Here is a 13,434-nt window from a genome sequence, read left to right on the forward strand (position 1 = left end):
CGTTTAAAATGGATACTAATTACATTCATAGTTTATTTTTACAATGCAGCTCAGTTTCAATTGACACTCGTAAAATTGAGACAAATTCTTTATTTATAGCCATAAAAGGGGAGCGTTTTGATGCGAATACATTTGCGAAAGAGGCATTGGATAAAGGTGCTTCCTATGTGATAATTGATGACAAATCTTATTTTATTGACCAAAGAACTATTTTGGTTGAAGATAGTTTGATCACACTGCAGGAATTGGCAAAATTCCATCGGGATTATCTGAAATTGCCTATAATTGCGCTAACGGGAAGCAACGGTAAAACGACCACTAAAGAACTTATTAATGTTGTGCTTTCAAAAAAATACAAAACTAAAGCAACCGTAGGAAACCTAAACAATCATATCGGGGTGCCGTTGACATTGCTTTCTTTTACTTCAGAAACTGAAATAGGGATAGTTGAAATGGGAGCTAATCACAAAAAAGAAATTGAATTTCTCTGTGAATTGGCAACGCCGGATTATGGGTATATTACTAATTTTGGCAAAGCTCATTTAGAAGGTTTTGGTGGTGTTGAGGGTGTGATTGAAGGCAAAAGCGAAATGTATAAATACCTTTCGGCAAATGATAAACTTGTCTTTATTAATTTGGAAGACCCAATTCAAGTTGAGAAGTCAAAGTTGCTAAAGTCATTTTCTTTCGGTATTAACAAAACAAATGCTGATGTCAATATCACTTCGATCAAAGCGAATCCGTTTGTGACAATCGGCTATTCAGATTTGCTAATTCAATCTCATTTAATAGGGTTGTATAATGCGAATAACATTAACGCAGCTCTTACTATAGGGAAATATTTTGGAGTCACGGACAGTGAAATAAAAGATGCTTTAGAAAGTTATATTCCTGAAAACAATAGATCACAATTAGTGCAAAAAGGTTCAAATCAGATTATTCTGGATGCTTATAATGCAAATCCCAGTAGTATGTCTGTAGCAATTGAGAACTTTCTACAATTAGACAACGCTAATAAAGTTATGATTTTAGGAGATATGTTTGAGCTTGGTGACGAAAGTTTAAAAGAACATAAGGCAATTGTTGCCATGTTGTCAAAGTATGAAAATGTAAAGTGTTATTTTGTTGGATCCGCATTTTATGAAAGTAAAATTGAGAAGGATAATTTGGGGTTTTACAATACTTTTGAAAGTTTTTCAAATGATTTGTCTGACATGAAATTCGATAATAGTACTATTTTAATTAAAGGATCTCGTGGAATGGCGTTGGAGCGAACCTTGGAATTTATAGAGTAGTTAAGAAACAATTCAACCAGAAAAAATGCCATCACGATTTATTTTGATGGCATTTTTACTTCAATTAAATACTCATTAAAAATCCTATAAGATTTTCTTTTTTGTTTAACTCTAGTTTTTTTCTTAATCTATAGCGTGCTAATTCTACTCCGCCACTGGAAATATTCATGATTTCGGCAATTTCTTTGGTAGACATATTCATCAATAAATAAGTTGATAAATCCAGTTCTCGTGGAGATATTGTTGGATACTTTTCTTTTAGTCTTTTTAGGAAATCAAAATGGACATTTTTGATGTGTTTTTCTAAATCTTTCCAGCTTTTATCTGCATTCACCTCCTTTGTGATGCTTTTGTTTAGTTTTGTAAATTGGAATTTAGTGGAATCATCAAAGGATTCGACATTGATATCTTTTAATTTATAGATTATACCGTTCAGGATTTTGTTCTTCTTTACTACTTGCAACGAGTTATTGACTAATTCTTTGTCTTTTGCTAGAATCTTAATTTGCAATTTGTCATTTTTCAATTTTTCAATTTCCTTCTCTAATTCGTATTGTTCCTGTCTTATTTTGGATTCTTTTTCCAAGTATAATCTTCGTTGTTCGATAGTTTCATAATATTTATTTTTCCGAATTTTCATTTTTATTCTGTTTCTAATAAAAAATATTGAAGCGACAATGATCAAAACGTAAAGTAAATAGGCTAAAAAATGCCTGTAAAATGGGGGAGAAACGGTAAAAGTAGCAAGAGCTTCTTCAGATTGGATTCCATAACTATTTCTAACCTTCAATTTCATGGTGTAATCGCCTTCTTTTAGATTAGTATATTCTTTTATAGGTACTGTGGACCAATTGCTCCATCCATCATCAAAACCTTCCAGCTGATAGGAAAATTCTATATTTTCCAGATTTTCATAAGTCGGGGACGAGAAGGTGAATTTTACTTGATTTGATGCATATGGAATTTTAAGTTTTTCAATCTTGTTTTGTCCATTTCCTAAAAGTATAGTGTCTCCAGGATAGGAAAAACTGCGGATAAACGCTTTGGGTTTTGTAACTAGATAATTTGATAGTTTAGTATTATAATGTGCTAAACCATCATTTAAACCTATGAATACGTTCTCAGGATTTATTGTATTTACAGATAAGTAATTATTAACCAAATTCCCCGTTAAATTTGAAAATGGAGTCAAGGTGTTTTTATATTTTCCATTCGGGGTTTTCATCAATACGCCTAATGATTCATTAAAAAGGTACCAAATGTTACCGTAATTATCCTCTGATAAGGAATAGATTTTTGGAATTTTCTTGAATAATGCGCTCATTTTTTTATCCTCAAAAAACAAATCTTGTTCTTGAGAGTATTTATAAAAACGGTTTTTTGTCTGAAAGTAAATAGTATTTTTTATACGTTGGATACTTCCAATTCCTGCGGCTGAATTTGATAAATTCTGGTGTGTTTTAATTGATTTAAATTTTTTTAAATCTTCTGTAATTCTCATTTGATAGATTAATTCATCCTTTTTCAGCCATAAATTATTTTCATCTATTTCAAATGTATTGGCAGATTTATCAAATCCGTCAATTTGGTTTTTGTATTCCAAGCTATTTGCTGTTTTTTCAAATACAGTAAAACCGTTATAGCTAGAGCCGATAATATAATTTGGACGATTTGGAATTGTTTTAAACCCAAAATGGCCTTTATTATTTAAGGTTTTAACCACTTTTTTGCCCAGTATTAGTAACGCTCCTCTATTGTGAGCGCATATTAATTGGTCATCAATTACTTGGATGTTCCATGCTTGTCCAGTAGTTCCTTCGACAAGTGTGAATTTATTTTCTTTAATAGTGTTGTTCCAAGAATGATAGAAAAGTCCTTGATTCGTTGCCACATAAAGATTTCCTTTATAAATAACTGAGGCGTAAACGGTGCTTAAACCAAAACTAAATCCAAAATAGGTAAACGGAGAATTTTCATTTATAAAGGCAATTCCGTTGTCCAATCCCAGCCATAGATTGTTCTTATTGTCAATGAAAGAGGTAAGAACCGTGTTGTTTTGAAGTCCTTTTTGATGATTGATGTGTTGAATTATTTTGCCGTTTAAATCGCAAATAATAACACCGTCTAAAACAGAATTCAGCACGATGAACTTACCCTTTATTGTTACACCACCTAAAGAACTATTCTTTTTAATGAAAATATTAGCTTCCGTATTCCATGAAGTCATTTTTTCTCCGTCATATAAATACAATCCTTTGTCTAAAGTGGTAATGAGTATTTTATTTTCAGGCATAGGAAACATTCCCCAAATCTCGGTATTGTTTAATGTGGTTGAGCCTTTCAAAGGTTGTAATTGTCCGCTTTCATATTTCATTATACCTTTAGAAACATCCTGAAAATAAAGTTGGTTTTTAATTTGAAATGAAAATTGGAATCTATCAGGTGCTTCGAGTAATTTGAGATTATTTTTGTTGAGAATATAGGCTCTTGCAAAAGACTGGAAAATAACGTCATCGCCTTCAAGGTGTATTTTCCAAATGAAGTCAATTGTTTTAATGTTTTCACGGTTTACCAATTTTGAAATGGAGAAATAAATTAGTTTTCCTTTTGAATCTGACTTAAAATAACCAAATTCATCGTAACCACCGACAAATATTTTCCCGGAGCTAGCAATTTTTAAACATCTAATAGCGGAAAAATTAGGCAAAGTGTATTTTCTCCAAGTAGAACCGTCAAATTGAAATAGGCCATTATTATTAGCAAAGTACATATTGCCATTTTTGTCTTGATCAATATTCCAGTTTTGGGTGCCTCCTTTGTAATCTGTTCTTTTGTAATTTCTGATTTCTGGTAGGCCAATATTTTTTATTTGGCCATAAGTAGCAAAAGAAGATAGAATCAGAAAAATTAGGATGTGAAGTTTAGAAAATTTCATGATTGGAGCCTGTATATATTTCGTTGATATTTGTTTGTAAAAGGATGATGTGTAGTATTTATAAATGCACAGCTATTGAGTTGTATTTTAATGAATTCTATAATTAAAGGACAATATTTGTTTATTTTATAAATGTAGTGGTTTTAATTTTAATTAACATTTAAATAACAATGATAAAAAATATTTAAACTGTTAATTAGTAATAAATTATATTTTATTTGATGTGTTTTTGTTAAGTAATAAAAAAGTGTTTGATGTGTTTTTGTAGTAAATAATTAAAATGAATTTAAAAAAAATAGCGCTACTATTGCTTTAAATTACTAATTAATTAACCAAAATTTTTAGAAATATGAAATTTACAAAACTGTTTGTTTTTTGTCTTTTATCTATTCTATTCTCAGTTTACGCACAAGCACAAGATGTTACTGTAAGCGGAAAAGTATATGATGAAAACGGACTTCCAATTCCAGGAGTCTCTATTTTAATTAAAGGAACATCGAAAGCTGTAGCAACTGATTTTGATGGAAATTATCAAATTAGCACTGATGCTAAAGGTTCTTTGGAATTTAGCTATGTAGGATATACAACAATAAAAGAGCTAATCAGTGGAAGGACTAAAATTGATGTAACACTAAAGCCTTCAACAGAAAGTTTACAAGAAGTAGTAGTTGTTGGTTATGGAACTCAAAAGAAAAGTGTTGTAACAGGAGCTATTTCCAGTGTGAAAGCAAAGGATCTTGAGAAAGTTCCAAACGGACGAATTGAGCAAGCATTACAAGGAAGAGTTTCTGGTGTTACTATTGCTGCCAGTTCAGGTCAACCAGGTTCTGCATCTACAATACGTGTTAGGGGTGTAACCACTTTTGGTGAGGGCGGTAATAATCCTCTTTGGGTTGTTGATGGTGTTGTTGTCGATGGTGGTGGAATTGGATTCCTTAATCAATCTGATATCGAATCAATCGAAGTGTTGAAAGATGCTGCTTCTGCTGCAATTTACGGTACGCGTGCTGCGACAGGAGTAATTTTGGTAACAACCAAAAAAGGAAAATCAGGAAAAATTTCTGTTAACTACAATGCGTTTTCAGGTTTTTCTGCACCAGAAAAAACTTTAAATTTATTAAATGCAACTCAGTATGCTACTATCATGAACGAAAAGTCTGTTGCTGCAGGTGGAGCAGCGGTATTTCCTAATGTAGCTTCTTTAGGAGTTGGTACGGACTGGCAAAACGCAATTTTTAACAGCAGTGCTTTTCGTTATTCTCATGAGTTAAGTATTAGTGGAGGAAATGATGTTTCTAATTTTTATGCTTCTTTTGGACTTCAAGACCAAGAAGGGATTGTTTCTACAGAAATATCAAACTTTACTAAAAAGAATTTCCGTTTGAACTCTACTCATAAACTTTCTAAAGTTTTCACTTTTGGTCAAACGCTTGGTTTTTCAAGACAAAAATCAATTGGAATAGGGAATACTAATAGTGAATTTGGTGGGCCGTTAAGTTCTGCTATCAACTTAGATCCAACTACTCCTTTAGTAGAAACTGATCCTGCAAAAGCTAATGGCGCTCCTTACAGTTCAAATCCTGTGATTCGTGACGGAAATGGAAATCCTTATGGAATTTCAAGTTTAGTAGGTCAAGAAATGACAAATCCTTTGGCGTATGCCAAAACTAGATTAGGAAGTTATAGTACTGCTGATGATATCGTAGGAAATACTTATTTAGAAGCAGCTATTACCAAACACATTAAAGTAAGATCAACTCTTGGAGCAAAATTGTCTACTTGGGGTGGACAGGGATTTACGCCAGTGTTCTACTTGAGTGCCACATCAAATGTGCTTAAAAATAACTTAAGTAAAAATGAAAATAAGAGTTTTGCATGGAATATTGAAAATATATTGACTTACAATAACCAGTTTGGGAATCATAATGTTACCGTTTTATTAGGTCAAGGTTCTTACGTAGATAATATCGGTGGAGGTCTTGGTGCAACATTGTTTGGTTTGCCAGTGACTAATTACCGTGAAGCGTCTTTCAATTTTGATATTCCGCAATCCGACAGAAGTAGTTATACATATGATGCTACAGAACATAAACTGACTTCTTTATTTTCACGTGTGAATTATGATTTCAAAGAGAAATATTTGTTTACAGGAATTATTCGTCGCGATGGTTCGAGTCGTTTTGGAGGGAATAATAAATTCGGAGTATTTCCATCGTTTAATTTAGGTTGGGTTTTGACCAAAGAAGATTTTTGGAAAGAAAGCAAAGTCCTGAATACATTTAAGATTAGAGGAGGTTACGGAATTGTAGGGAATGATGCTATTCCGGACTTTAGATACCTTTCGTTAGTGGAGGGCGGTTACAATTATTCTTTTGGTAACACTGGAGCCATAACTACAGGATATGCAAATCTTACTCTTGATAATCCAGATTTAAGATGGGAAGAAACCTCTCAGGCGAATGTAGGATTTGAATCGAAATTTTTTAATGATATCAGTCTGACGGTCGATTTATATAAAAAATCAACCAAAGGAATTTTACGTCCAATAAATATTCCGGGTTATGTGGGAGTTACCGCAAGTCCAATTGGGAATGTGGCTGACATGGACAATAAAGGGATTGAGATTGAATTAGGGTACAAAAAGAGCTTTGGAGATCTTAATTTTTCTGTAAATGGAAATGTTGCTTACTTAGAAAATAAAGTTACATATGTAGCTGCTGATGCAGATTTTATTGCTGGTGATGCTTCTTTTCAATCAATGGGACAAGTGACAAGAACACAAGTTGGGCAGTCCTATAACTCATTTTACGGTTTTAAAACAGCCGGAATTTTTCAGAATCAAGCTGAAATTGCAGCCTATACAAATGCTTCGGGTGGTTTAATTCAACCTAATGCACGTCCGGGAGATTTCCGTTGGGTAGATACAAATGGGAATGGTTCGATTGGTGATGATGATAAACAATTCTTGGGGACTAATATTCCAAAATACACTTTTGGTTTAACCTTAAATTTTGATTATAAAAACTTCGATTTCATGGTCTTTTCACAAGGTGCAGCAGGAAATAAAATTTTCCAGGGCTTACGCCGATTGGATGTAGGAAATGCAAATTATCAAACAAGTGCATTGAACAGATGGACAGGCGAAGGGACTTCAAATGATTACCCGAGACTTACTAACAATGACACCAATAGCAATTTTGGAAGAATGTCTGATTTCTATCTTGAAAAAGGAGATTATTTGAGATTAAAATTGGTTCAATTAGGATATTCATTACCGGTAAGTTCTGTGAGTAAAATAGGAGCAAGCAAAGTGCGTTTTTACGTAACGGCTGAAAATCTATTGACTATTACGAAATATTCAGGGTACGATCCAGAGATTGGTGGAGGAGTTTTTGGAATAGATAAAGGAATTTACCCTCAAGCAAGAACATTTATGCTTGGAGCTAACGTACAATTTTAATACAATCAACAATTATGAAAATGATACAATTCAAATATTTATTTATTGCAGTTGCAATGGTTTCCCTAAGTTCTTGCACTGAGGAATTTGTGGAAGTAAAACCTGAAGGTTCTTTTCTTTCAGAAAATTATTATGCAAATCAAGATCAGGCTACAGCCGCTCTTGTTGGAGTTTATGATCCAATCAGAAAAAATTCTAGTGGTTTTGAAAACATGATTTCGATGATGAATTCTGGTTCAGATGATCATTTTGCTGGAGGCGGTGGTCCAACAGATGGAGCTGGAATCCAAGGTTTTTCAACGCATACACTGACGGCAACCATTATTCCGGGAAGTTTTTGGAACGATTATTATCAAGGTATTTTTAGAGCGAACACTTTATTGTTAAAATTACCCACTGTGGCTATGCCAGATGATGTTAAAGCACGATTTACCGCTGAGTCTAAAGCATTACGTGCAATATATTATTTCGATTTAGTGCGATTGTTCAAAAATGTGCCTTTACTATTAGATCCTTTGACGGCAACTAATATGTATAACGTTGAGCAAGCTGCTCCGGAAGCTGTTTATGCGCAAATTGAGAAGGATTTACTAGATGCAATCAATGTTTTGCCAACAACAGTTTCTGCGGAGACTGAATCTGGCCGACTTACTAAAGGCGCTGCGCAAGCCATGTTAGGTAAAGTGTATTTGTTTCAAGGTAAAAAAACAGAAGCAGCAGCTATTTTGGCTCAGGTAAATGGAACTCCGGGAGCTACAAATCAATATGGAAATAAACTTCTAAGTAATTTTAATGACTTATGGGTAGTATCTAATAAATTCAACACGGAATCTCTTATCGAAGTTTCTCACACTAGTGCTGGAAATTCGGACTGGGGTTTTTGGGGATCCGGAAGAGACGAAGGGAATTCCTTGAACGTTATGGTTGGACCAAGAAGTTATTCAAGACCGGCGGGTTCTACAGCGCCTGATTTGCCATCAGGATGGTGTTTTAGTATTGTTACTCAAGATTTGTATGATGCGATTAAAGGGGATCCACGATTTGGCGCTACTGTTTTTGACCTTAAAGCATTAAAAGCAGCTGGTAAAGCAGACTATATTGGTGGATATCAAGATACAGGTTATTTTTTAAACAAATTTCTTCCACGTAAAGAAGATGTTCGTACCGGTGGAGGAGCATCAGAATTAAATTATAAGCAAAATACCTATATTCTTAGATTGGCCGATTCTTATTTGATGGAGGCCGAAGCTTTAGGTTCAGGAGCCAGAGCGCAAGCTTTATTGGATGCAGTGAGAGCCAGAGTTGGTTTGCCTTCTATTCCCGTTACGCTTGCAGCCATTAAAAATGAAAGAAGAATGGAACTTGCCGGCGAAGGTCACCGATTTTTTGATTTGGTGCGTTGGGGTGATGCAGCTTCTAAATTAGCAAACAGAGGTTTTGATGCAGGTGTTGATGAAATTTTTCCAATTCCTGAAAGAGAATTACAAGGAACCAAATTGAAACAAAATCCAGGTTACAATTAATTCAAATAGAATGTACGTTTCCATTCAGCAGAAACTCTGAATGCAACAAAAAATAGTAAATGTAAGCTCAGAACGCATTCCTGTTCTGAGCTTTATTTAGTATTCCAGTTCCTTTAATTAAAGTTCAAAAAAATAAATTTGTAGTTCTCAAAACGTAATGCTAAATATTTTTTTTATTCACTTTAATAATAAGGAGTTAGAGTAGATTTATTGTTCTCTTTTACTAATTTTATTGGTATATAAAAGGTGTCAAACAACCGATTAACAACTATTCAAATGGATAATTGGGATTCTTAACACTAAATAATATGGTTTTTGTTTAGTTAGGTCTTCATTGAGAGCTTCTATTTGTAAGTTGGATAGAAGCTCAGATGGAGAATATTAATTTTAAATAGCATTATGAATCAGGTAAAAAAAATAATTGTTTCGTTAGTTTTTCTGCTAATGGGATTTTTTTCTAATGCGCAAACATTGAAAGTGATGACCTATAACATTCGCTTAGATGTAGACAGTGATGGAACTAATGCTTGGCCTTTTAGGAAAGAGTATTTCTCTTCTCAAATTCAGTTCTATAATCCTGATGTTTTTGGAATCCAAGAAGCAAAACCCAATCAGGTTATTGATATTTCAAAAGCACTTTTAGAATACAATAATGTTGGTATAGGAAGAGACGGAATTGGGCAGGGAGAATCATCTAATATTTTTTATAAAAAAGAAAGATTTACGGTCAAAGAAAGCAATACATTCTGGCTTTCTGAAACGCCAAATACAATTTCAAAAGGTTGGGATGCTGCCTTAAATAGAGTTTGTACGTATGCGCTATTCAAAGATTTAAAGACAAAACAACTCTTTTGGGTTTTTAATACCCATTTGGATCACATTGGTGAACAAGCTAGAGCCAAAGGAATTGAATTAATTCTTTCGAAAATAAAGGAACTAAACACAAAGAATTATCCGGTAATTCTGATGGGTGATTTAAACTCGGAGCCTCACGAAGACAGAATACTACTGCTTAAAAAGACAATGGATGATACCAGACAGGTTTCGATAGAAAAGCCTTTTGGACCTTCAGGAACATTTAATAATTTTAAACATAACGAACCTGTAACAAAATTGATAGATTATATTTTTATTTCGAAAAATAGTGTTTTTAAAGTTAAAAAATATGCCGTTTTGAGCGATTCAAAAGACTTGAAATATCCATCCGATCATTTACCGGTTTATGTTGAAATAAACTTGAAATAAATTTGAAATAAATTATGAACACTATAAAAAACACTATGAAGTTTTTAATCGTACTAACCCTTACGCTGCTTATGTCAAAATGTTCTCCATCAGGAGATACTGTTGATCCGGCTCCAACGCCAACGCCAAATCCGCCAGCAGCAGTTACCAATGAAATGGATTTTTGGTTGACTAAAGGCAATCAAAGTGTAACACTTCAAAAGCAAACGTCGGTTTTAGCGTTTGGAACCACGGTAAATAACTACGCAAATATTGAGGTTGATGATGCAAAAACGTTTCAGACAATTGATGGTTTCGGATATACTTTAACGGGAGGAAGCGCTCAGGTTATCAATCAGTTAAATTCGCAAAAGAGACAAGAATTATTAAAAGAATTGTTTGGTTCTGATGCTAATTCAATTGCCATTAGTTATTTAAGAATTAGTATTGGTGCATCAGATTTGAATGCAACGCCATTTACGTATGACGATTTACCAAGCGGACAAATAGATGTAAATCTGGACAATTTCAGTTTGGCACCAGATAAAACGGATTTGATTCCAATGCTAAAAGAAATTGTGGCAATCAATCCAAATATTAAAATTATGGCAACGCCATGGTCGCCACCAGTTTGGATGAAAGATAATAATGGTTTTATTGGCGGAAGCTTGAAACCGGAATATTATGCCGTTTATGCAAAATATTTTGTGAAGTATATCCAAACAATGAAAGCCGAAGGAATCACAATTGATGCCGTTACCCCTCAAAACGAACCCTTACATCCGGGTAATAATCCAAGTATGTTGATGCTTGCATTGCAACAGGCTGAGTTTATAAAAAATCATTTAGGTCCAGCTTTCAAAGCGGCAAATTTGTCGACGAAAATTGTAGCATACGACCATAATTGCAACAAACCTGAATATCCTATTGCTGTGCTGAATGATCCAGGAGCAAATCCTTATGTTGACGGTTCTGCTTTTCATTTGTACGAAGGTGATATCAGTGCTTTGTCTACAGTTCATAATACGTTCCCAAATAAAAATATCTATTTTACAGAGCAATACACGGCTTCTACAGGAAGTTTTGATGGGGATTTGAAATGGCATGTCAAAAATGTAATCATCGGTTCGATGCGAAATTGGAGCAGAACAGCATTAGAATGGAACTTAGCCAATAATGCTTCTTTTGGACCAAATACTCCGGGCGGTTGCACGACTTGTAAAGGTGCATTGACGATTAACAGCAGTGATAGTTTTACCAGAAATGTAGGGTATTATATCATTGCCCACGCTTCTAAATTTGTTCCTGCAGGTTCGGTGAGAATTTCAAGTACTATTAGCGGTAATTTGAATTCTGTGGCTTTTAAAATACCTGGCGGGAAAAAAGTTTTAATTGTTGAAAATGATGGAAATACTTCCGAAATTTTTAATATTAAACAGAATGGAAAATGGATAACAACTTCACTGGAAGCAGGTTCAGTAGGAACATACATTTGGTAATATAAAATAGTATAATAATACTTACATCATGAAAAGAATAACAACAATTGCTTTATTTACAGTGACTTTTTTGGCTTTTGCACAGCAAAAAAATAAAACGGAACAACACTCTTTTTCTACTAAAGATAAAACGATTACCGTTTACACAACAGCAGAAAATACGAAGTTACGATTGACGCAAACTGATAAATTGAGTTTTAGTAGTTCAAAACAACCTTTGGAAACAGAGATTTCTGTTTTTGTGGAACCAACTAAAACATTCCAAAACTTTATGGGAATTGGCGGCGCAATCACGGATGCGAGTGCTGAGGTTTTTGCAAAATTGAGTAAAGGCAAACAGCAAGAATTACTAAACGCCTACTATGACAAAGAAAAAGGAATTGGCTATTCCTTATTGAGAACCACCATTCACAGTTCTGATTTTTCGAGTGGGAGTTACACGTATATCAAAGAAGGAGACAAGGATTTAAAAACGTTCAATATTGATCACGACAGACAATATCGCATTCCAATGCTTAAAGAAGCCATAAAAACGGCAGGTGGAAAATTATTGCTTTATGTTTCGCCATGGAGTCCTCCCGCTTTTATGAAAAGCAACGGTAGCATGCTAAAAGGTGGAACTTTACTTCCGGAATATTACCAGTCATGGGCAAATTATTACACGAAATTTATAAAAGCGTATGAGAAAGAAGGAATGCCAATTTGGGGGTTGACCGTTCAAAATGAACCTATGGCAACGCAAACTTGGGAATCCTGTGTATATTCTGCGGAAGCCGAAAGAGATTTCTTGAAGAATTTCCTTGGTCCAACAATGAAAAAAGAAGGTTTGGGAGATAAAAAAATTGTGGTTTGGGATCACAACCGTGATTTGATGAACCAAAGAGCCAATGTTATTTTCTCAGATCCCGAAGCTTCAAAATATGCTTGGGGAATGGGATTTCATTGGTACGAAACTTGGGCTGGAGGAGAGCCTATGTTTGATAATGTTCGAAAAGTACACGAAGCCTACCCATCTAAAAATTTATTGTTTACTGAAGGTTGTGTAGAAAAATTTGATGCTAAAAAATACCAATTTTGGGCAAACGGAGAACGATATGGAACTTCTATGATTAATGATTTTAATAATGGAACTGTGGGTTGGACAGATTGGAACATCCTTTTGGATCAAAATGGTGGGCCAAATCACGTAGGGAATTTTTGTTTTGCACCCATTCATGCGGATACTAATTCGGGAGAATTAATCTATACGCCGTCGTATTATTATATTGGACATTTCTCAAAATTCATTCGACCAGATGCTAAAAGAGTCAGTACGGCAGTAAGCCGAAGCAGTTTGATAAGTACTTCATTCCTTAATAAAGACGGGAAAATGGTTACGGTAGTAATGAATCAAAGTGACAAAAGTGTGACGTATAATTTAATAATTGCTACAGAGAAAACGGTTGTCGTAATTCCTGCTCACGGGATTCAAACATTAGTGTATTAATTTTAAAACTGT

The 13,434-nt window shown here is 34.2% G+C and carries 7 protein-coding genes; 6 read left to right on the forward strand and 1 reads right to left on the reverse strand.

All coding sequences use genetic code 11. The features are described from left to right. Nucleotides 1-8: 8 nt before the first annotated feature. Nucleotides 9-1,295: a UDP-N-acetylmuramoyl-tripeptide--D-alanyl-D-alanine ligase gene (locus DR871_RS14545; protein ID WP_113667169.1), complete on the forward strand. Its 1,287-nt coding sequence runs from the start codon at nucleotides 9-11 to the stop codon at nucleotides 1,293-1,295. A 64-nt stretch (nucleotides 1,296-1,359) separates the two neighbouring features. Here the strand turns inward: DR871_RS14545 and DR871_RS14550 are convergent, their stop codons facing one another. Beyond that, on the reverse strand, nucleotides 1,360-4,230 hold the full coding sequence (locus tag DR871_RS14550; protein ID WP_113667170.1) for a helix-turn-helix and ligand-binding sensor domain-containing protein: 2,871 nt from the start codon (nucleotides 4,228-4,230) through the stop codon (nucleotides 1,360-1,362). Nucleotides 4,231-4,579: 349 nt separating this feature from the next. On the opposite strand from DR871_RS14550, the gene DR871_RS14555 reads away from it, so the two are divergent. The 5 genes from DR871_RS14555 (at nucleotide 4,580) to DR871_RS14575 (ending at nucleotide 13,422) form a co-directional block, all read left to right on the forward strand. Continuing rightward, the gene (locus tag DR871_RS14555) at nucleotides 4,580-7,690 is read left to right on the forward strand and encodes a SusC/RagA family TonB-linked outer membrane protein (protein WP_113667171.1); all 3,111 of its coding nucleotides are present in this window, start codon (nucleotides 4,580-4,582) and stop codon (nucleotides 7,688-7,690) included. A 20-nt stretch (nucleotides 7,691-7,710) separates the two neighbouring features. Further along, entirely contained in the window at nucleotides 7,711-9,213 is a 1,503-nt protein-coding gene (locus DR871_RS14560) for a RagB/SusD family nutrient uptake outer membrane protein (RefSeq protein WP_317125691.1), read from the forward strand. Between the two features lie 444 nt (nucleotides 9,214-9,657). Next, a complete protein-coding gene (locus tag DR871_RS14565; RefSeq protein WP_394345639.1) occupies nucleotides 9,658-10,458 on the forward strand; it encodes an endonuclease/exonuclease/phosphatase family protein in 801 nt (266 codons plus the stop codon). A gap of 14 nt (nucleotides 10,459-10,472) precedes the next feature. Then, nucleotides 10,473-11,936 (forward strand): glycoside hydrolase family 30 protein, encoded by a 1,464-nt coding sequence (locus DR871_RS14570; protein WP_242497127.1) that lies wholly within the window; start codon nucleotides 10,473-10,475, stop codon nucleotides 11,934-11,936. A 28-nt stretch (nucleotides 11,937-11,964) separates the two neighbouring features. Further along, nucleotides 11,965-13,422 carry a glycoside hydrolase family 30 protein gene (locus DR871_RS14575; protein WP_113667175.1) on the forward strand — a complete coding sequence of 486 codons (1,458 nt, stop codon included), beginning with the start codon at nucleotides 11,965-11,967 and terminating at the stop codon, nucleotides 13,420-13,422. The last annotated feature ends 12 nt before the right edge of the window (nucleotides 13,423-13,434 follow it).

The organism is Flavobacterium petrolei, from assembly GCF_003314435.2.
Taxonomy (GTDB): Bacteria; Bacteroidota; Bacteroidia; order Flavobacteriales; family Flavobacteriaceae; genus Flavobacterium; species Flavobacterium petrolei.